The sequence below is a fragment of the Gordonia jacobaea genome (genome assembly GCF_001186365.1).
GTDB classification, from domain to species: domain Bacteria; phylum Actinomycetota; class Actinomycetes; order Mycobacteriales; family Mycobacteriaceae; genus Gordonia; species Gordonia jacobaea.
In genome coordinates this window covers 495,128-514,547 of sequence record NZ_LDTZ01000015.1, presented here as the reverse complement: position 1 = coordinate 514,547, position 19,420 = coordinate 495,128, and the positions used below count along the sequence as shown (strand labels likewise).

At 66.2% G+C, this 19,420-nt stretch carries 20 protein-coding genes; 14 read left to right on the top strand and 6 right to left on the bottom strand.

Going from position 1 to position 19,420, the window contains the following annotated elements:
* Window positions 1–24 precede the first annotated feature (24 nt).
* Window positions 25–1,041, bottom strand: coding sequence for a zinc-dependent alcohol dehydrogenase family protein (locus tag ABW18_RS08290; RefSeq protein ID WP_049698629.1), 1,017 nt, complete (start codon window positions 1,039–1,041; stop codon window positions 25–27).
* A 101-nt stretch (window positions 1,042–1,142) separates the two neighbouring features.
* On the opposite strand from ABW18_RS08290, the gene dapE reads away from it, so the two are divergent.
* The 9 genes from dapE (at window position 1,143) to ABW18_RS08245 (ending at window position 9,358) form a co-directional block, all read left to right on the top strand.
* Window positions 1,143–2,258: a succinyl-diaminopimelate desuccinylase gene (gene dapE, locus ABW18_RS08285; protein WP_049698470.1), complete on the top strand. Its 1,116-nt coding sequence runs from the start codon at window positions 1,143–1,145 to the stop codon at window positions 2,256–2,258.
* A gap of 352 nt (window positions 2,259–2,610) precedes the next feature.
* The gene (locus ABW18_RS08280) at window positions 2,611–3,384 is read left to right on the top strand and encodes an LOG family protein (RefSeq protein WP_064870417.1); all 774 of its coding nucleotides are present in this window, start codon (window positions 2,611–2,613) and stop codon (window positions 3,382–3,384) included.
* Entirely contained in the window at window positions 3,381–3,917 is a 537-nt protein-coding gene (locus ABW18_RS08275; RefSeq protein ID WP_049698468.1) for an LOG family protein, read from the top strand. Before ABW18_RS08280 ends, ABW18_RS08275 begins: the two co-directional genes overlap by 4 nt.
* 57 nt (window positions 3,918–3,974) lie before the next feature.
* Entirely contained in the window at window positions 3,975–5,750 is a 1,776-nt protein-coding gene (locus ABW18_RS08270; protein ID WP_049698467.1) for a long-chain-acyl-CoA synthetase, read from the top strand.
* Between the two features lie 73 nt (window positions 5,751–5,823).
* Window positions 5,824–6,699, top strand: coding sequence for a dihydropteroate synthase (folP, locus tag ABW18_RS08265; RefSeq protein WP_049698466.1), 876 nt, complete (start codon window positions 5,824–5,826; stop codon window positions 6,697–6,699).
* Window positions 6,696–7,739, top strand: a complete 1,044-nt coding sequence (locus tag ABW18_RS08260; protein WP_049698465.1) for a glucosyl-3-phosphoglycerate synthase — start codon at window positions 6,696–6,698, stop codon at window positions 7,737–7,739. Before folP ends, ABW18_RS08260 begins: the two co-directional genes overlap by 4 nt.
* A gap of 36 nt (window positions 7,740–7,775) precedes the next feature.
* Entirely contained in the window at window positions 7,776–8,150 is a 375-nt protein-coding gene (locus ABW18_RS08255) for a DivIVA domain-containing protein (protein WP_049698464.1), read from the top strand.
* Window positions 8,151–8,264: 114 nt separating this feature from the next.
* On the top strand, window positions 8,265–8,432 hold the full coding sequence (locus ABW18_RS08250; protein ID WP_004019232.1) for a DUF3117 domain-containing protein: 168 nt from the start codon (window positions 8,265–8,267) through the stop codon (window positions 8,430–8,432).
* Window positions 8,429–9,358, top strand: a complete 930-nt coding sequence (locus tag ABW18_RS08245) for a putative RNA methyltransferase (RefSeq protein ID WP_049698628.1) — start codon at window positions 8,429–8,431, stop codon at window positions 9,356–9,358. The genes ABW18_RS08250 and ABW18_RS08245 overlap by 4 nt, the downstream gene beginning before the upstream one ends.
* On the opposite strand, the gene glgA is transcribed toward ABW18_RS08245, so the two are convergent.
* Window positions 9,337–10,503, bottom strand: a complete 1,167-nt coding sequence (gene glgA / locus ABW18_RS08240) for a glycogen synthase (RefSeq protein WP_200903229.1) — start codon at window positions 10,501–10,503, stop codon at window positions 9,337–9,339. The two genes, ABW18_RS08245 and glgA, sit on opposite strands and share 22 nt — an antisense overlap.
* 113 nt (window positions 10,504–10,616) lie before the next feature.
* Between glgA and glgC the strand changes: the two genes are divergently transcribed.
* Window positions 10,617–11,831 (top strand): glucose-1-phosphate adenylyltransferase, encoded by a 1,215-nt coding sequence (gene glgC, locus ABW18_RS08235; protein WP_049698462.1) that lies wholly within the window; start codon window positions 10,617–10,619, stop codon window positions 11,829–11,831.
* A gap of 39 nt (window positions 11,832–11,870) precedes the next feature.
* Here the strand turns inward: glgC and ABW18_RS08230 are convergent, their stop codons facing one another.
* Genes ABW18_RS08230 through cofD form a run of 3 tightly spaced genes read right to left on the bottom strand, consistent with a single transcriptional unit; the run spans window position 11,871 to window position 14,868 of the window.
* On the bottom strand, window positions 11,871–12,449 hold the full coding sequence (locus ABW18_RS08230) for an NUDIX hydrolase (RefSeq protein WP_049698461.1): 579 nt from the start codon (window positions 12,447–12,449) through the stop codon (window positions 11,871–11,873).
* A complete protein-coding gene (locus ABW18_RS08225; protein ID WP_049698460.1) occupies window positions 12,446–13,825 on the bottom strand; it encodes a coenzyme F420-0:L-glutamate ligase in 1,380 nt (459 codons plus the stop codon). The genes ABW18_RS08230 and ABW18_RS08225 overlap by 4 nt, the downstream gene beginning before the upstream one ends.
* Window positions 13,822–14,868 (bottom strand): 2-phospho-L-lactate transferase, encoded by a 1,047-nt coding sequence (gene cofD, locus ABW18_RS08220; RefSeq protein WP_049698459.1) that lies wholly within the window; start codon window positions 14,866–14,868, stop codon window positions 13,822–13,824. Before cofD ends, ABW18_RS08225 begins: the two co-directional genes overlap by 4 nt.
* Window positions 14,869–15,477: 609 nt before the next feature.
* Between cofD and ABW18_RS22980 the strand changes: the two genes are divergently transcribed.
* Window positions 15,478–15,735, top strand: a complete 258-nt coding sequence (locus tag ABW18_RS22980) for a WhiB family transcriptional regulator (RefSeq protein ID WP_197494574.1) — start codon at window positions 15,478–15,480, stop codon at window positions 15,733–15,735.
* Window positions 15,736–15,739: 4 nt separating this feature from the next.
* Here ABW18_RS22980 and ABW18_RS08210 read toward each other — a convergent pair whose 3' ends face one another.
* Window positions 15,740–16,216: a metallopeptidase family protein gene (locus ABW18_RS08210; RefSeq protein ID WP_049698626.1), complete on the bottom strand. Its 477-nt coding sequence runs from the start codon at window positions 16,214–16,216 to the stop codon at window positions 15,740–15,742.
* A 238-nt stretch (window positions 16,217–16,454) separates the two neighbouring features.
* Between ABW18_RS08210 and ABW18_RS08205 the strand changes: the two genes are divergently transcribed.
* The 3 genes from ABW18_RS08205 (at window position 16,455) to manA (ending at window position 19,420) form a co-directional block, all read left to right on the top strand.
* Entirely contained in the window at window positions 16,455–16,958 is a 504-nt protein-coding gene (locus tag ABW18_RS08205) for a DUF3499 domain-containing protein (protein ID WP_049698457.1), read from the top strand.
* A gap of 75 nt (window positions 16,959–17,033) precedes the next feature.
* On the top strand, window positions 17,034–18,155 hold the full coding sequence (locus tag ABW18_RS08200; protein WP_049698456.1) for a hypothetical protein: 1,122 nt from the start codon (window positions 17,034–17,036) through the stop codon (window positions 18,153–18,155).
* Window positions 18,155–19,420, top strand: coding sequence for a mannose-6-phosphate isomerase, class I (gene manA / locus ABW18_RS08195; protein ID WP_049698455.1), 1,266 nt, complete (start codon window positions 18,155–18,157; stop codon window positions 19,418–19,420). Before ABW18_RS08200 ends, manA begins: the two co-directional genes overlap by 1 nt.

The window sequence follows — 19,420 nt, the reverse complement described above, 5'->3', positions numbered from 1 at the left end:
AACCTTTCGGACAGAGTGTGGGCCTCAGGGTTGCAGCAGGGCCTTGATCGCCCGTCGCTCGTCCATCGCGGCGTAGCCCTCGGCCACGCCGCTCAGTGGCAGCGTGAGGTCAAAGACCTTGCCCGGGTTGATGTCTCGATTCATGATGCGCGTGATGAGATCCGGCAGGAACTGACGGACCGGCGCTGGGCCGCCGTGGAGGTGGACGAGTTTGTAGAAGAGCTGGTCGCCGGGAATCTCCACCCCGTGCGCCACCCCGACGAAGCCGACGTGCCCGCCCGGGCGCGTTGAATCGATGGCCTGCGTCATCGACTGCTGCGTGCCGACTGCCTCGATCACCGAGTGCGCGCCGAGTCCGTTCGTCAGTTCCTTCACCGCCGCGACGCCCTCGTCGCCGCGTTCGGCCACGATATCGGTGGCCCCGAACTCCAGAGCGAGCTTCTGGCGCTGCTCATGCCTGCTCATCGCGATGATCCGCTCGGCGCCGAGTTGCGCCGAAGCGAGCACGGCCAACAGTCCGACGGCGCCGTCGCCGACCACGACGACGGTCTTGCCCGGCCCGACCTGAGCTGCGGTGGCACCGAACCAGCCGGTCCCGAGGACGTCCGACGCCGCGAGGAGGTCGGGCACGATCTCGTCGTCGGGAACCTCGGGCGTTGCGACCAGTGTGCCGTCGGCGAGCGGGACGCGGAGGTACTCGGCTTGCGCGCCACGCACCGGTGCGCGATGCACGCAGCCGGTCTGGTATCCGGCACGGCAGATGTCGCAGGTGTTGTCGGAAGCGAAGAACGAGCCGATCACGAACTGCCCCGGCCTCACGTTGGTCACCGCGGACCCGACCTCCTCCACGACGCCGACGTACTCGTGTCCCATCGGGATCGGATGCGTGATCTCGTTGATGCCGCGATAGGTCCACAGATCCGACCCGCACACGCAGGTCGCCGACAGCCGGATGATCGCGTCGGTCGGCTCGACGATCGCGGGCCGGTCGAGCTCCTCGAAGCGCACGTCGAACGGCGCGTGGATGACGGTTCCCAACATGCGGTCCACCATGCCACCGGCGCTCGGTGCCTGCTACCGAACGGGTTGTGAGCCGGAATGCGAAAGTCGGGTGGCGGCCGCACGCGCGATAAGTTGGAGAGGTGAGCACCACCGAGAACGCCGTCGCCGACCTCGACCTGCATGCCGATCCCGTCGAGTTGACCGCCGCACTCGTCGACATCGAGAGCGAGTCGCACAACGAATCGGCCATCGCCGACGCCGTCGAGAAGGCGCTCCGCGAGCAGACGGTCGGGTTCGAGGTGCTCCGACACGGCAATCGCGTTCTCGCGCGCACGAATCGCGGTAAGCCGAGCCGGGTCATCCTCGCGGGCCACCTCGACACCGTGCCCGTCGCGGGCAACCTGCCCAGTCGACGCACCGTCGACGATGCCGAGGGCGACGTACTGCACGGCTGCGGAACCGTCGACATGAAATCGGGCGACGCCGTCTTCCTCCACCTCGCCGCAACCCTCGACGATCCGTCGCACGATCTCACGCTCATCTTCTACGACTGCGAAGAGATCGCAGCCGAGTACAACGGGCTCGGATTTCTCGAACGCGAACTGCCCGAATGGCTTTCGGGCGACGTAGCGATCCTCGGTGAACCCACTGCCGGGCAGATCGAAGCCGGATGCCAGGGCACCCTGCGTGTGCGGCTCACCGCGTCGGGAACCCGTGCCCACTCTGCGCGATCGTGGATGGGCGACAACGCAATTCACAAACTGGCCGGAGTGCTCACCACGCTCGCGAACTATCAGCCGCGCTACGTCAACATCGACGGCTGCGAGTATCGCGAGGGCCTCTCGGCCGTCGGTATCGACGGGGGCGTGGCGGGCAACGTGATCCCCGACAGCGCCTCGGTGACCATCAACTTCCGATTCGCACCCGACCGCAGCGTCGACGACGCACTCGACCACGTCCGCGATGTGTTCGCCGAAGATCTCGACACCGAGATGATCACACTCGAACTGACCGATGCCGCGCCCGGCGCGCTGCCAGGACTCAGCCATCCCGCCGCAGCCGCGCTGGTCGACGCCGCTCATGGGCGGTTCCGTGCGAAGTACGGCTGGACCGACGTGTCGCGCTTCTCGGCACTCGGAATCCCGGCCGTCAACCTCGGCCCGGGTGATCCCAACCTCGCGCACCGCGTCGACGAGCGCGTGCCCGTGGCCCAGATCGCCGAGGTCACCGATCTCCTCAGGGCGTATCTGTCCTGACTGTGCTCTGTCGGTGTGCGCACTCCCGTGAGCATCAGGTAGTGCATCGGCGTCGCGGTCGACGCGACCATCGATGATCCGCACCTCATCTGTCGCTCGGCACCTTCGGCAGTGCAGAAGGTAGATCGTCACAGACGAGGTGCGGTCCCCAGGGCTGCCGGCCTCCGAACCTCGACGACGTCGATCCGCACTCATCGACGCTCGCGGCGGTAGTGCGCATGCGCGAGTGAGCATCGGTGACACCTGAAGGCTTGCTAGCGTGACCTGCATGTCATCCGTACCTGAAGATGCCTCGTCCGACGCTGTGCCGAGCACGCCGCAAGGCGCCACCGACTCCGACGCGAGCGGCGACATGCCGGGCGGCGAGGTGGTGATCGACGAGGAGGGTGCCTGCTACGTCGGGCCGATGCGCATCCGACGAGATCTGCAGCGACCGGAGACCACCGATCGGCGGCTGCTGCAGTGGGTGAACCCCCGCGACCAGACGCTTCGAGCAGAACGCACCATGCGTGACTCGTGGCGGGTGCTGCGCATCCAATCCGAGTTCGTCGCGGGCTTCGACGCGATGAACGACGTCGCCGAGGCGGTGACGGTGTTCGGGTCGGCTCGGACCCCCGAGGGAACGCCGGAGTACGACCTCGGTGTCCGGCTGGGCAAGGCGCTCGGTGAGGCGGGTTACGCGGTCATCACCGGAGGTGGCCCGGGTGTCATGGAGGCCGCCAACCGCGGTGCCGCACATACTGATTCGCGCTCCATCGGCCTGAACATCGAGCTGCCGTTCGAGCAGCATCTCAACCCGTGGGTCGATCTCGGGATGAACTTCCGGTACTTCTTCGTGCGCAAGACGATGTTCGTCAAGTACGCCCAGGCGTTTGTGTGCCTGCCCGGCGGATTCGGTACCCTCGACGAACTCTTCGAGGCGCTCACCCTGGTGCAGACCAAGAAGGTGGTGCGCTTCCCGATCGTGTTGCTCGGACGTGAGCACTGGGCGGGGCTCGTCGATTGGATGCGCGACCGTCTCCTTGCGGGCGGGATGATCTCCTCCGACGACCTCGACCTGTTCCACGTCGTCGACACACCCGAGGAAGCGGTGAAGATCATCGTCGACGCGACTCCCACCCGATGACCGCGATCTGCGTGTACTGCGCGTCGGGTCCGGTCGACGAGCGCTACCTCGACCTCGCCGCAGACCTCGGGACCGCCATCGGCGCCGCGGGACACACCCTGGTCTCGGGTGGCGGCAACGTGTCGATGATGGGCGCGGTCGCGTCGGCGACACGCGCGGCAGGCGGATCGACGATCGGCATCATCCCGCGGGCGCTGATGGAGCGCGAGGTCGCCGACCTCGACGCCGACGAACTGGTCGTCACCGAGACGATGCGACAGCGCAAGCAACTGATGGACGACCGTGCAGACGCATTCATCACGTTGCCGGGAGGCGTCGGCACCCTGGAGGAGTTCTTCGAAACCTGGACGGGCGGCTACCTCGGGATGCATGCCAAACCGGTCATCATCTGCGATCCCTTCGATTTTTATGCGCCGCTGTTCGACTGGCTGCGCCGGTTGCAGGGCGAGGGGTTTGTGTCAGAGCGGTCACTGGCGAGGCTGAAAGTGGCGGACACGGTGCCGGCCGCCATCGCGTTTGCTACTGAGCGGTAAGGTGTCGAAGAACACGTTTTGACGCGTGTTGGCACACGTAGCGGAGGGTGGAAATAGATGTCAGGTGACGCCACCAAGGTCGTCGGAATCTCAGACTTGCTGAAGGGTGTCGCCAAGATGGCTCCCGACGCCGTCGGCATGATCAAGGCCGCGCCGGGCCTCATCAGGCGCCCGCCCGACGCCAAGCGCACGATCGGGTCGATCTTCGCCAAGCGTGCTGCAGACCATCCGGAGCGCCCGTTCATCCGCTTCGAGGGCAAGACCATCACCTACGGCGAAGCGAATCGTCACGTGAACCGGTACGCAGGGGTGCTTCAAGAGGACGGCGTGACCAAAGGCGACGTCGTCGCGATCCTGTCGAAGAACTGCCCGACCGACCTGATGCTCATGCTTGCGACGGTCAAGCTCGGCGCAATCGCCGGAATGTTGAACTACAACCAGCGCGGCGACGTTCTCGAACACAGCGTGGAGCTTCTCGGCGCGCGCGTCCTGGTCTTCGACCCGGACTGCAGCGAGGCGCTCGAGTCCATCAGTGCCGACGTGCTGCCGTCGCATGTCTACGACTTCGAGCAGTTCGAGAAGGAAGCCGACCAGAAACCGGAAACCAACCCCTCGATCACCGCGGACCTGCCCGCATCCACCGAGGCGTTCTACATCTTCACGTCGGGTACCACAGGCATGCCCAAGGCGAGCGTGATGAGCCACAACCGTTGGCTTGCAAGCCTTTCCGGAATCGGCGGGCTTGCCGTTCGGCTCAAGCACAGCGACACCATGTACGTGCCGCTGCCGCTGTACCACAACAACGCGCTCAGCGTTTCGCTCTCTTCTGTCCTCGCGGCCGGTGCGTGTATCGCGATCGGCAAGCACTTCTCGGCGTCGAAATTCTGGGACGACGTGATCCGCAATCGCGCGACGGCGTTCTGCTACATCGGTGAGCTCTGCCGATACCTCCTCGCCCAGCCCGAGAAGCCAACCGATCGCTCCCACGACGTCCGGCTCATCGTCGGCAACGGCATGCGCCCCGATATCTGGGACGAGTTCCAGCGACGCTTCGGCATCGAGCGCATCGTCGAGTTCTACGGCGCGAGTGAACTGAACCTGGTCTTCGTCAACGCCTTCAGCGTCGAGCGCACCGCCGGGTTCTGCCCACTGCCGTACGCGATCGTCGAGTACGACGACGAGGGCAAGCCTCAGCGCAATGCCGACGGCCGACTGACCAAGGTCAAGCGTGGCGGAATCGGACTGCTGATCTCCGGCATCAACGACCGCGTCCCGATCGACGGATACACCGACCCGGCGGAGACCGAGAAGAAGATCATCCGCGACGCGTTCAAGGACGGCGACGAGTGGTTCAACTCGGGCGATCTCGTCCGCGATCAGGGCTTCTCCCACATCGCTTTCGTCGATCGCCTCGGCGACACGTTCCGCTGGAAGGGTGAGAACGTGGCGACAACCCAGGTCGAGGCGGGACTCGACGGGTTCTCCCAGGTCGGCCAGTCCGTCGTGTTCGGTGCCGAGGTCCCCGGAACCGACGGCAAGGCGGGCATGGGGGCGATCACCCTGCGCGACGGAGGTGAGCTCGACGGCAAGGAGCTCGCGGCGCACCTCTACGACGCCCTGCCCCCGTACGCGATTCCGCTCTTCGTCCGCGTCGTCGACCAGCTCGAGGCCACGTCGACGTTCAAGAACCGCAAGGTCGAACTTCGCGACGAGAGCTACTCCGACACCGGCGACGATCCGCTCTACGTGCTCAAGGGTCGCTCGGAGGGTTACGTCAAGTACTACGACGGTTACGCCGACGAGGTGGCGAACGCCACGGTGCCCAAGAACTGAACAGGCGCACAACGCGCTAGTGCCGGCGGTCGCCGTCGATCTGTGACGCGCGGCGATCGCTACGCTGGCTCCCATGAATGCGACCCTGTGCGGTAGGCCCGTGCCCGCCGATCGGGCCCTGGTGATGGCCATCGTCAATCGCACGCCCGATTCGTTCTACGACCGTGGATCGTCGTTCTCCGACGACGCGGCGAAGGCCCGTATCCGGCAGGTCGTCTCCGAGGGCGCCGACATCGTCGACATCGGTGGTGTGAAGGCCGGGCCGGGCGAAGAAGTCGACGCCGCGACCGAGACCGAGCGGGTCGTGCCGATGGTCGAGTGGATTCGTGAGCGCTACCCGGATCTGCTGATCAGTGTCGACACCTGGCGCGCCGAAGTCGCCGATCGCGCGTGCGCTGTCGGAGCCGACCTCATCAACGACACGTGGGCGGGTGCCGATCCCGATCTGGTCAAGGTCGCCGCGGCGCGGCGTGCCGGAATCGTGTGTTCCCACACCGGCGGCATGGAGGTCCGGACACGTCCGCACCGCGTCGCCTACGGCGAGAAACCGACCGATGTGGTGGCAGAGGTGATCGCCCAGGTGACCCGGGCGGCCGAAGCGGCCGAAGCGCAGGGCGTGGCTCGCGACTCAATCGTTATCGACCCGACACACGACTTCGGCAAAAACACTCACCACGGGCTGCTCCTGTTACGCCACGTAAAAGATCTTGTTAATACAGGCTGGCCAGTGCTGATGGCACTGAGTAACAAGGATTTCGTGGGGGAGACTTTGGGTGTGGACCTCGACGAGCGCGTGGAGGGGACACTGGCCGCGACAGCGTTGAGCGCCGCTTCTGGAGCTCGAATCTTCCGCGTCCACGAGGTCGCCGCCACACGTCGAGTCGTCGACATGGTCGCTGCAATAGCGGGAACACGGCCACCCGCCCGAACAGTCAGGGGACTCGCATGACCGAACAGGTACGTCGAACCCAAGCTCGCCACAGGGCGACCGCTTCAAACAATCGCGACCGCACAGCCATGTGGCCGACCCCCGCCGACGCGATCGGCGAGGAGCAATCATGGTCGAGTACGCACACGTGGGAACAGCCGGACTGGACCATCGAAGAACTCGTGGCAGCCAAGCAGGGACGCACGGTGTCGGTCGTACTGCCGGCGCTCAACGAGGAGGAGACCGTCGCCGATGTGATCGCGACGATCCGGCCCCTCCTCGGCACGCTGGTCGACGAACTCGTCGTCCTCGACTCCGGGTCGACCGACGCCACCGCGGAGCGGGCCATCGCCGCCGGCGCCCGGGTCATCAGCCGCGAGGAGGCCGTCCCGGAACTCGAGCCGGTGAAGGGCAAGGGGGAGGTGCTGTGGCGGTCCATCGCCGCGGTCACCGGCGATCTCATCGCCTTCGTCGACTCCGACCTCATCGATCCCGATCCGATGTTCGTGCCCAAGATGCTCGGACCGCTGCTCGTCAACCCGGACATCCACCTAGTCAAGGGCTACTACCGACGTCCGCTGCGGACCGGAGCCACCCAGGACGCCAATGGTGGCGGGCGAGTCACCGAACTGGTGGCCCGGCCGTTGCTCGCATCGCAGAAACCTGAGTTGACCGCAGTGCTCCAGCCGCTGGGCGGCGAGTACGCGGGTACGAGGGAGCTGCTCTCGGCCGTCCCATTCGCGCCGGGGTACGGAGTGGAGATCGGGCTGCTGATCGACACCTACGACCTCTACGGACTCTCCGGCATCGGCCAGGTGAACCTGGGCGTCCGCACGCATCGCAACCGCCCGATCATCGAGTTGGGCGTCATGAGCAGGCAGATCGTCGGCACCTTGATGCGACGCTGTGGCATCGAGGACTCGGGCGCAGGGCTCACCCAGTTCACCGCGGAGCCCGACGGCACCTTCACTCCGCACACCACCGACCTCTATCTCGAGGACCGTCCGCCGATGAACACCATTCGCGGCGACGACGCGACGGCCGAGGAGATGGCCAGCTGACCTGAGCGTCGCCACGGCGGTCATAGACTTCTCTCCATGCAGACGCTGTTGCTCTACCTGCTGATCATGGTGGTGGTCGTGGCCGCCGTGTTCGCTGTCGTGTGGTTCGTGTTCGGTCGTGGAGAAGAACTGCCGCCGATCGACGACGAGACAACCCTGACCCGCCTGCCCGCCGCGGGCATCGCGGGCGACGATGTGCGGTCACTTGTGTTCGCCCAGACCGTGCGCGGCTACAAGCCCCGTGAGGTCGACTGGGCGCTCGAGCGGCTTGCCGCGGAGATCGACGAGCTGCGTGCGGTGGTGCTCACCCTGCAGGCACGTGACGGCGCGGAGCCGGTGTCGACCGAGAGCAGGTCGGTGTACGACTCCACGCACGCCGGTGACTCGCCGTCGGAGAACGACCGCGACTAGGGGTTTTCGCGTCCGTCGGTCGGGCCGATTCAGTGAACACGTATCATTAACACGGCAGCCGTGCGCTGTCGTCGAATCCACCACGGCGAGAGAACTCTGAAGGGAGTTTGCGAAATGGCGGCGATGAAGCCACGTACTGGGGATGGACCCCTGGAAGCAGCCAAGGAGGGGCGTGGGATCGTTGTCCGCATTCCTATCGAGGGTGGCGGCCGTCTCGTCGTCGAACTGACCGCAGACGAAGCCGCAGCGCTCGGCGAAGAACTGCGCGGGGTCACCGGCTGACTCAGGAGTCGCGAGCCGAACCATCGAGCACGGGGCCCGACGGCGATATCGCCGACTTTGTCGACCTGCTCCGTTGTCCGGTCTGCGGCGAGTCCCTCACCTTCGATGAACCGGGCAGACGCCTGTTCTGCCCGCTCCGGCACTCGTTCGACATCGCCAAGCAGCGGTACGTGTCCCTGCTCGACGGTCGATCGGGGTCGCTCAAGTCCGACACCGCCGACATGGTGTCTGCACGCTTGCGCGTTCACGACGCAGGTGTCCTCGATCCTGTCGTGAACGCGGTTGCCGAGGCGGCTGCAGCTCGGAGCACCCAGGCGCGGTCGGTCCACACGGGTTCACCGGTGATCGTCGATCTCGGTGCCGGGCCGGGCCACTATCTGTCGGCCGCACTCGGCAGCGTCGAACACGCTCGCGGTGTCGGTGTCGATCTCTCGAAATACTGTGCCCGCGCGTTGACGCGCAGAGTTCCCGGAGCCGGTGCAGTCGTCGCCGACGTCTGGCGCGACCTCCCATTCGTCGACGCCTGCGCCGACGTCGTGCTGTCGGTGTTCGCTCCGCGCAATGTCGACGAGACCGCCCGTATTCTGCGCGACGGTGGGCGGTGGATCATCGTCACCCCGCAACCGGACCATCTCGCCGAACTGATCGAGCCGATGTCGATGCTGTCGGTGTCTGCCGACAAGTCCGACGCCGTGTCCGCCGCGGTCGGTCGGCGGTTCGAGACCGTCGAGCAGACGGTGGTTCGCGAGCGTCGCGACGTGACGGCGTCGACCATCGCCGACCTCGTGTCCATGGGGCCGACGGCCTTTCATCGTGATCGTGACGAGATCGAGGGCGCCGCACACACATTCGCGCCGGGATCGACGACGACCCCGGTCACCGTCGCGGTGACGGTCACGGTGTGTCAGGCGAGCGTCGACCGGTAGACGTCGAGCGTCTGTTCGGCGATGGAGTCCCACGAGAACTCGGATTCTGCGCGTTCGCGTCCTGCTACGCCCATCGCGGTGGCGGCCGCCGGATCTCCCACGACGTCGTTGACGGCCTCGGCGATTCCGTGTTCGAAGCCGACCGCGTCGGTCGGGTCGTAAGGGACGAGTCGTCCGGTGACGTTGTCGCGCACCACTTCCGGGATTCCACCGACGGTCGACGCGACGACGGCCGTCTGGCATGCCATCGCTTCGAGATTGACGATCCCGAGCGGCTCGTACACCGAAGGGCACACGAAAACATCTGCTGCGGTGAGGATTTCGCGGATTCGGGGTAGCGGGAGCATCTCTCGAACCCAATGGACTCCGTCGCGTGCGGCAGCCAGTTCGGCGACGGCGGCCTCGGTCTGTGCTGCGATCTCGGGGGTGTCGGGGGCGCCCGCGCACAAGACGAGCTGGATCGACGGATCAAAGTGATGTGCGGCGGCGATGAGATGCCCGACGCCCTTCTGGCGCGTGATGCGCCCGACGAACGCGACGACGGGACGCGACGGATCGACCCCCAGCCGCACCAACGTCGACTCCTGGTTGTAGGGCTCCTCGACCGGGTACCACAGCGTCGTGTCGATTCCGTTGCGCACGACGTGAACTCGCTCGGGGTCCAACCGCGGGTAGGCGTTCACCACGTCGGCGCGCATGCCCGAACTGACCGCGATGACGGCGTCGGCGTACTCGACGGCGTTGCGTTCCGACCAACTCGACACCTGGTAGCCACCGCCGAGTTGTTCGGCCTTCCATGGCCGCAACGGTTCGAGGGAGTGGGCGGTGAGGATGTGTGGGATGCCGTACAGGCGAGCCGCGAGGTGCCCGGCGGTACCGGTGTACCAGGTGTGCGAGTGCGCGATGTCGGCGTCGGCCGCTCCCTGTGTCATCCGAAGGTCTGTCGAGAGCATCGACAGCGCCGGATTGGCGTCGGCCAGCGCGGGGTCGGGGGAGTAGACGAAGGCGTCGTCGCGCGGAACGCCCATGCAGTGCACGTCGACGGTGACGAGACTTCGGAGATGCCGGACCAGTTCTGTGACATGGACTCCGGCGCCGCCGTAGACCTCGGGTGGATACTCCCGCGTCATCATCGCCACCCTCATGGGTCCTGACGCTAGTGCCATGCGTCAGACTTCGCCATTCGCGTGTGGAATCGCTCGAGAACGGACCCGCGATTCGTATGGCCCCACTGGTGGTTGGCGGTTAAGTTGGGAGTGTGAGATCGCAGCCGCACGTTCTCGGAATCGTCCTCGCCGGTGGCGAGGGAAAACGCCTGTACCCGTTGACCAAGGACCGCGCCAAACCGGCCGTTCCGTTCGGTGGCGCGTACCGGCTGATCGACTTCGTGCTGTCGAATCTGGTCAACGCGGGGTACGAACGAATCTGCGTGCTGACACAGTACAAGTCGCACTCACTCGACCGTCACATCTCGCAAACCTGGTGGACATCAGGATTTCATGGCGAGTACATCACGCCCGTTCCGGCGCAGCAGCGTCTCGGTCCGCGGTGGTACACGGGCAGCGCCGACGCGATCTACCAGTCGCTGAACCTGATCTTCGACGAACAGCCGGAGTACATCGTCGTGTTCGGTGCCGATCACGTGTACCGAATGGATCCGTCGCAGATGGTCGAGGCGCACATTGCGTCCGGCGCCGAGGTGACAGTCGCCGGTATCCGGGTGCCGCGCGTCGAGGCGTCGGCCTTCGGTGTCATCGACTCCGACGACTCGGGCAAGATCACCCGCTTCCTGGAGAAGCCGAGCAATCCGCCTGGGACACCTGACGATCCGGACGTCACCTTTGCCTCGATGGGCAACTATGTGTTCACCACCGATGCGCTTGTCGAGGCGATCATCAAGGACGCTGCCGATGCCGACTCCGATCACGACATGGGTGGCGACATCATCCCGAGCTTCGTCGACCGCAAGGCCGCCTACGTGTACGACTTCAAGGACAACGAGGTTCCCGGGGCCACGGAACGCGACAAGGGCTACTGGCGTGACGTCGGAACGCTCGACGCGTTCTACGACGCCCATATGGATCTCGTGTCGGTGCACCCCGTCTTCAATCTCTACAACCAGAACTGGCCGATCCGCGCCGAGTCGTTGAACGTCCCGCCCGCCAAGTTCGTGCAGGGTGGCTCCGCGCAGGATTCGGTCGTCGGTGGCGGCAGCATCATCTCGGGTGGGACGGTGTCGCAGTCGGTGATCTCCGCGAACGTGCACGTCGAAGACGGCGCGATCGTCGAGGGCAGTGTGTTGATGCCCGGTGTGCGGATCGGCAAGGGCGCCGTCGTGCGGCACGCGATTCTCGACAAGAACGTCGTCGTCTCCGACGGCCAGCAGGTCGGCGTCGACATCGCCGCCGACCGCGATCGTTTCGCCGTCAGCAACGGCGAGGTGGTCACCGTCGGCAAAGGCATCCGCATCTAGAGCGCATGCCCGCGGCAGGGTGCTCTCAACCCTCTGCTCTCAACGCTGCTGTCGGGCCTCGAGCTGCGCCAGCGCGGCGGCGACGAGGGATTCGATCTCGGTGCCGTCGTCGGCGGGTAGCGCGTTCACCGGCCACCAGCGCAGGTCGTCGGACTCCGAGCTGATATCGAAGTCGGGGAGGGCGCCACCCGGTTGCGGCTGCGCGACCGCGGCGAAGCGCACGTCGAGGTGTCGGGTGGGCACGCCGAGAGAACAGGTGATGGGGTGGGTGTGGAGCTGGGCCAATGCGCCGAGTGTGAGGTCGTCGATTCCCGACTCCTCGCGCGCCTCGCGGAGTGCGGCGTCGGCGATCGAGCCGTCGGACTCTTCGCAGTGCCCACCGAGCTGAATCCATTTGCCCACACGCGGATGCAGCGTCAGTAGGACGTGGGTGTGCGTGGCGTCGAACACGATCGTCGACGCGGTGAGATGTCCGGGCACGCTGCGGCGGAGACACGCATCCGGCTGCGCGTCGAGGAAAGCGAGATAGGCGTGTCGCAGCGAATCCTGCTCGGGCGCCTGCGCATTCCATGACCGAAGAAGTTCGACGGCCGATGAGTGAAGGGATTCAGCGCTCATCTCTCGATCACCCACTCGTCGGTCGGAGCCGGCTCGCGTAGCTGCTGCGGCTGGGCGGGGTATCCGATCGCGATGGCGCCCAACGGTTCCCACGAGGGGTCGACGTCGAGCTCGCGACGCACGACCTCCGGCGCGAAGATCGTCGATCCCACCCAGCAACTACCGAGCCCGCGGACCGACAGCGCGACGAGCAAGCTCGCGACCGCGCCGCCTGCGGCGACGGTGAACATCGTGTGCTCTGCGGCGTTGCGACGTGAGTCGGGGTAGGTGTGCGCGCCGTCGCCGGCGAGCATCGGGATCACCAGTTCCGGTGCGTCGTAGAGGATCTGGCCGCGCCGCACACGCTTGGAAATCGACTCGGGTGACTTGTCGTCCGACGAGAGGTCGGCTCGCCACGCGTGTCCCATCGCGTCGAGCAGACGGACTCGACGCTCACGAGATCGCACCCAGACGAAACGGAACGGATGCGTGTGGTGGGGCGCCGGCGCTGTCAGCGCGTCGGCTAATGCGGCCCGGAGATCTTCGGGCGCAACGGGTTCCGACGAGAAGTCGCGGATAGATCGTCGGGTCAGGATCGCCTCGACCCTGCCCTGCGTGATGGCTTCGGCGGTGCCGAGGCGGAACAGGTCCTCGTCGGCCGGTCGCACGAGTCGCGCGGCAGTCGATCCGTCGTCGTGCACGCGAAGCCCGCGCACCACCGCAACCGGAACGCCGTCGAGCTTTCCCTTCACCAGGTCTGCGGCGGACGCGATCTCGTCGGCGACGGCGATGTCGGTGACGATCAACGGGTTGCCGTACGAATCCTCGCCGCCCTCGTAGGGGTGGCTCACGGCGATTCCCGACGCACCGATCGCGACGTCGGTCTGTCCGGTACGCCAGGCGCGGCCCATCGTGTCGGTGACGATGACCGCGACGTGGTGACCCGTGAGTCTCGCGATGGCTTCGCGCAACAGTCGTGCGCTGCCGTCGGGGTCCTCGGGGAGTAGCGCGATCTGGTCGGTCGGCACATTGGAGCCGTCGACGCCCGCAGCGGCCTGCACGAGGCCGAGTTTGTTCTCGGTGATCAACGTGCGGTTCTTGCGCGCGAGGACGCGCACGGACTCGGCGTCGATCAGCTTGCGCCGCAGCGCATCACGCTCGTCGAGGTCGGTGGGCGCCGGAATCATCCGACCCTCGGTCTTGGAGAACACCTTGCTGGTGACGACGACGACATCGTCGTCGCGCAACCACGGGGCGCGGCGTGTGATCTCCGCTGCGAGGTCGGTCGTGGTGTCGAACTCGGGCAGACCGGTGACCGGGATGATCTCCAGAGCCGCGGGGGCGCGGTGGTCGCGGAGTGCTCCGTCTCGCGATGCTGCGCCGGCGTCGGCCGTCATCGAGCGTCTCCGGTCGCGTCGGGGTGCGCAGCCTGCGGAATGTCGACGCCGACGAGGGCGCACGCGTCACGGACCATCACGGCGGTGGTCTGCGGGTCGGTCATGAGTAGCGGTGCCGTCCCGATGGCGATGCCGTCGACGTGTGCGGTGTCGCCCTCGGCGATCAGCCACCCGTCGAGGATTCCGTTGGCGCTGCGGGCGCCGTAGTGGGCGGCGATCGCCTCAGCGGACGACTCGACGCCGATGACCGACAGGCATTCGTCGGCCATTCCCCGCAGCGGACGATTGTCGATCACCGGGGAGATGCCGACCACGGGCGCCGACGTGGTGCGCAATGCGCTCCGGATGCCGGGAACGCTGACGATCGCCCCGATGCTGACCACGGGATTGCTCGGCGCGAGCAGGATGATGTCGGCGTCGGCGATTGCCTCGGCGACCCCTGGTGCCGGTGCGGTGTCGTCCGACCCGACCTGTGCGAACCCGAAGGTCGGGATCTGCGCACGGTGTTTGACCCACCATTCCTGAAAATGGATCGCGACGCGTTCGCCTTCGCTCCCATCGGGTTTGGCGACGACGACGTGTGTCTCGTGACGTTCGTCGGTTGCGGGCAGTAGTCGCACGCCGGGCTGCCATCGCCGACACAGTGCGGCGGTCACATCGGCGAGCCGGTAGCCCGCGTCGAGCATCTGGGTGCGGATCAGGTGCGTCGCCAGGTCGCGGTCGCCGAGTCCGAACCAGTCCGGGTCTGCGCCGTATGCGGCCAGTTCCTCCTTGGCGTGCCACGACTCGTCGGCTCGACCCCAACTGCGCTCCGGGTCGATTCCACCGCCGAGCGTGTACATGCAGGTGTCGAGGTCGGGACAGATGCGCACGCCGTGCATCCATGCGTCGTCACCGACGTTGACCACCGCGGTGATCTCGTTTCCGTTGCTCGATGCCGAGTCGCCCGCGGCAACCGGAAACGGCGTCGGACCGAGCAGTTCGCGGACCCCGGACAAAAATCGTGCGCCGCCGACACCGCCGACGAGTACCGTCACCTTCACAACGACCCACTCTAGTGAGTCGGGATCGAGTCGATATCATGGACCACGACGCCGCGCCCGCCATTCGCATCTGATGTGACATTGATGTGTCCGCGCAACACAACTCGTGTCTTACGGGGAGTTCTTGTCGGTCGATGGTATTAAGGAATATTTTGATTCAACTTGACCGGACACGTCTCTGGCGTGTCTAATCACATCAGTGTCATTTCTGGTTCGAGATCGAGAATCGGTGCATCGCAACGAAGTTCGATCACTTGTTCGAATTCGGAAAGGTTGATCGGACACCGTGGTGGTGCCAGATCGCGCCGGACACTTGGTGAAGATCGAGAATGTACGGGTATGAGTGGTGGTGTGGCACCGATGCCGCGCCGCTGTGACGACAGAGAACAACGACTTCCCAGGCAGGAGGCGCCGACGATGGCATTCGACAACGCGATCGGCAATCCCCTTGAACCACACGGACATTCAGAGATCGCGTCCCCGTTGAGTGGGGATGCGAACTACACAACCCTTGGGCCCGTTGATGATTCATTGATCGGGACACCTGAGATCGGGACGCCCGAGGTTTCACTTGGCGCTGACGAGAACTTGCAGCGCCGTCATCTTTCCTTGGTGCCCAACGACTTCGAGGGCTTGTTCGACGCAATCGAAGACCAATGGCAAGATCGCGCGCTGTGCGCGCAGACCGATCCGGAGGCGTTCTTCCCCGAGAAGGGCGGCTCCACTCGTGAGGCGAAGCGCATCTGCCAGGGCTGCGAGGTGAAGGCCGAGTGCCTCGAGTACGCCCTGCACAACGATGAGCGTTTCGGGATCTGGGGCGGCCTTTCCGAGCGTGAGCGTCGCCGCCTCAAGCGCGGCATCATCTGACGGTTTACTCGGGTCCCCGGTCGATGATGTCCTCGTCGAGACCCAGGTGTGTTGCGACCTGCTGTACCAAGACCTCGTGAACGAGATCGAGTAGGTCCTCGCCCTTCTTCGCCCTGCTCTCCAGCGGCCGGCGGAACAGGATGATCTGCGCCCTGGTCGGCGCTCCGTGGACATCGACCCCCGCGGGCATCAGACGCGCAAGCGGGACGGCTCCGTCGGCGGTCACCTCGTCGGGCCACTGCACGGTTTCGGGGTCGCGGGGCAGCAGACGTGGGATTTCGTCGACGGCGATGTCGAGTCCGGAGAGCTCGTCGTGCCAGCGAGCGTCGATCTCCGCGAACGCCTCAAGGACAACCGTGTCGAATTCGTCCGATTTGCTGCGCCACGCAGGCACGCCCTGCGGCAACAGCGGGGAGCGCAGCCCCCGGCCCCGTCGGTCGCGGCGTGCTCGACGCGCTGCGTGCACAGCCGAGAGCCGCATATCGGACACCCGGTTCTCCGAGGAGCGCACCGGCGAACCCTGGCCTCGATCGCGCGTTGCGCGCCGCCGTTCGATACGCATGCCGAGATTGTAAGTCTCCACCCACCGGTGTCGACTCGGAGGCGTCGGGCCGCGTGTCGGGCCGTCCGCGCCGCGTGTCGGCCCTCGCATCCCATGTCAGACCTCGAGCCGCGTGTCGAAACACCGTTCGCCGGGGCGTGGGACTAATCTTTCTGCTGTGAAGCTTCCCCGACAATGCTGCCGCCCGGCTTGCTCCCGGTCGGCGGTTGCGACCCTGACCTTTGTGTACGCCGAGTCGACGGCGGTCATCGGTCCTCTCGCCACGTCGGATGAGCCGCACTCGTGGGATCTGTGTGACGAGCATGCACGACGCATCACCGTGCCGCGCGGGTGGGAAATGCTCCGCAGCGAGCGGGGATTCTCGGCGCCGGTCGCCGAAGACTACGAATTGACGGCCCTTGCCGAGGCTGTACGTGAAGTCGGTGGGCGCGAGGTCGGTGCGCGCGGCATCGCGGGTGCCGTGGGCCGTGCGCCGGGTTTCGACCAGGAGGCGTTCGACGACGTTCGGGCAGGCCGTCACCGCGCAGGTACGTCTACGACCGATCTCCGCCCGAGCCCCGACGTGCGTTCGGGGTCCGACGCCGCGCGTCGTAGCGGGGGTGTGAAGCCGCGTCCTGGCAGGCGGGGGCACCTTCGTGTGCTGCCAGACCCGGTCGACTGACGCGCCCGCGAGATCTGGTGGATCAGAATATGGCTGTGTGTGGGCAGCGACGCCATGCGTCGCTAGGCTGACTCTATGCGTACGGATGCCGCCGACCTCGATGATGTCGACGACCTGATTGCGGGCGACTCCGAGGGTCTACTGCAGGCGGCGGCGTTGACCGGTGCGCAGGTGCGTGCCGTTGCCGAGGCCATGCGTGAGGGCGTACTCGAGCCACTGGCGGCATTACGGCCCCGAAGCGTTGTGATCGTGCACGGAACGTCGAGTGTTGCCCGCGATGCGGTCGCGCTCGTCGTGGCCTGCGTGGCAACCCGTGTCGACGTGCCCATCGTGTCTGCACCCGCCCTGCCGGGCTGGGTCGGCCCGCTCGACGTGGTCGTCGTCGCCGGTGACGACGCGGGCGACATGGCGCTCGCCGATGCCGCGGCGCGTGCGCAGCGTCGACGCGCCGAGGTCGTCGTCGCAGCACCCATCGAGGGGCCGTTGCGAGATGCGTTGGGCGGCGGCGGAATCGACCTTTCGCCTCGTCTGCGCGTCGACCCGCGCTTTCGATTCGCGGTGTACGTCGCGACGTTGCTGGCGGTATTCGCGTCGCTGTCCGATGTGCGGTTCACCGGTCCGGCGCCGCTGGTGAGCGACATCGCCGACGCACTCGACGACGAGGCGGCGACAGACCATCCCGCCCGCGAAACGTTCCACAACCGCGCCAAGATGTTGGCAGCTCGGCTGGCAGATCGTCGGGTCGTGTGGACCGGCGACGGCCCGGCAGCCTCGGTGGTCGCCGCCCGCAACGCGAAGTCGCTGCTCGCATTGTCCGGAAAGGTGTGCGGCACAGCCGATATCGACGCCGTGGCGAGCATTTCGCTGCAGTCGTGGAGTGCGGGGGGCGCGTCCGCCGTCGACTCGATCTTTCACGACCCGCAGATCGACGGACCGTTGGCGGCCGAACCGCCGCGGGTGCTCGCGGTCACGACGGCGTCGAAGCAGTGGTATGCCGAGCGCAGAATTGTCGGCATTCCGGATGCCGAGGCGGTGTTCGGCGACGTCGACGGTGCCGATCCGGCTACGCATCCCGCAGGACCTGTCGGTCCCGAGGATCTGGCAGACGGACCCGCCGACCTGGTCGGCTATGTGCTTCTCGCTTTGCGTGTCGACATCGCCGCGGTGTATCTGCGCCTGACCGGAATCGGAGACTGATGAAACTGCTCGACGGGGTGGTCCGCCCCTACGCCTGGGGGTCGAGAACGGCTATCGCGTCGCTGCGTCAGAAGCCGGTTCCCTCGCCGCATCCGGAGGCAGAACTCTGGTTCGGCGCGCACGCGGAGGGGCCTGCAACGGTCCTCGGCGCCGACGGCGGGCCGGATGGCACGCTGCTCGACGTGATCGACGACGATCCGCAGCAGGCGCTCGGTGCCGCGACAACAGATCGGTACGGCAACCGACTTCCCTTCTTGCTCAAGGTACTTGCCGCCGACGAACCGTTGTCGCTGCAGGCTCACCCCAGTGCTGAGCAGGCCCGTGAAGGATTTGAGCGTGAAGAGGCCGCCGGGATACCCATCGATGCGCCGACGCGCAACTACAAGGATGCCTCGCACAAGCCCGAGCTGATCGTCGCCATCTCCGAGTTCGACGCGCTGGCCGGTTTCCGCGATCCGGCGCAGACGATCGACTTATTGCGCGAACTGCAGGTCTCGGAGCTCGACCCGTACCTGGGATTGCTGGCAGGCCAACCGGACGCCGAAGGGCTGCGCGCGGTGTTCACCACGTGGCTCACCTTGCCCGAATCACGGTTGCGCACCGTGGTTCCCGCCGTACTCGCGGGAGCGGTCGATGCGCTGAACGCGGGATCGCGGTTCGGCCCGGAACTGCGTACGGCACTCGAGCTCGGCGAGATCTACCCCAACGACCCGGGTGTCCTCGCGTCGTTGCTGCTCAACCGGATTCACCTCTCGCCAACCGAAGGACTGTACCTGCCCGCCGGGGTACTCCACGCCTACCTGAGCGGTACCGGAGTGGAGATCATGGCCAACTCCGACAACGTGCTGCGTGGTGGCCTCACCCCCAAACACATCGACGTGCCCGAGCTGCTCCGCGTCCTCGACTTCACCCCGGTCGACGCCGACGATCTCAAGCCGAGAATCCGCACCGTCGGCACCGAGCGGATCTACTTGACGCCTGCGCCCGAATTCCGGCTCTCGCGTGTCGAGTTGGAGGGTACGGGCCTTCACCAACCGTCGTCGATCTGCTTCGACATGCCCGGTCCGCAGATCCTTGCCGCGCTCGGGGGAACCATCGAGGCACGGCTGCCGGGCGACACGCCACTGTCGGTCCCGTCGGGTTACGCGGCGTGGATTCCCGACGATGACCCGGATGTCGTCGTGCGAGCGTCGTCGAGTCGGGCGCTGTTCTTCCGCGCACGAGTTCCGGTCAACGACCCCGCGGGGTCGTTCGCGGAGGAATAG

Bases quoted from the DNA above. Each gene is read 5' to 3' on its own strand.
- ABW18_RS08250 (WP_004019232.1), top strand. From the start codon at position 8,265: ATGGCGGCGATGAAGCCACGTACTGGGGATGGACCCCTGGAAGCAGCC.
- ABW18_RS08290 (WP_049698629.1), bottom strand. From the start codon at position 1,041: ATGTTGGGAACCGTCATCCACGCGCCGTTCGACGTGCGCTTCGAGGAG.
- ABW18_RS08230 (WP_049698461.1), bottom strand. From the start codon at position 12,449: ATGAGCGCTGAATCCCTTCACTCATCGGCCGTCGAACTTCTTCGGTCA.
- ABW18_RS08255 (WP_049698464.1), top strand. From the start codon at position 7,776: ATGCAGACGCTGTTGCTCTACCTGCTGATCATGGTGGTGGTCGTGGCC.
- ABW18_RS08280 (WP_064870417.1), top strand. From the start codon at position 2,611: ATGCCGGGCGGCGAGGTGGTGATCGACGAGGAGGGTGCCTGCTACGTC.
- manA (WP_049698455.1), top strand. From the start codon at position 18,155: ATGAAACTGCTCGACGGGGTGGTCCGCCCCTACGCCTGGGGGTCGAGA.
- ABW18_RS08210 (WP_049698626.1), bottom strand. From the start codon at position 16,216: ATGCGGCTCTCGGCTGTGCACGCAGCGCGTCGAGCACGCCGCGACCGA.
- ABW18_RS08270 (WP_049698467.1), top strand. From the start codon at position 3,975: ATGTCAGGTGACGCCACCAAGGTCGTCGGAATCTCAGACTTGCTGAAG.
- glgA (WP_200903229.1), bottom strand. From the start codon at position 10,503: ATGAGGGTGGCGATGATGACGCGGGAGTATCCACCCGAGGTCTACGGC.
- ABW18_RS08200 (WP_049698456.1), top strand. From the start codon at position 17,034: ATGCGTACGGATGCCGCCGACCTCGATGATGTCGACGACCTGATTGCG.
- ABW18_RS08275 (WP_049698468.1), top strand. From the start codon at position 3,381: ATGACCGCGATCTGCGTGTACTGCGCGTCGGGTCCGGTCGACGAGCGC.
- ABW18_RS08225 (WP_049698460.1), bottom strand. From the start codon at position 13,825: ATGACGGCCGACGCCGGCGCAGCATCGCGAGACGGAGCACTCCGCGAC.
- folP (WP_049698466.1), top strand. From the start codon at position 5,824: ATGAATGCGACCCTGTGCGGTAGGCCCGTGCCCGCCGATCGGGCCCTG.
- ABW18_RS08260 (WP_049698465.1), top strand. From the start codon at position 6,696: ATGACCGAACAGGTACGTCGAACCCAAGCTCGCCACAGGGCGACCGCT.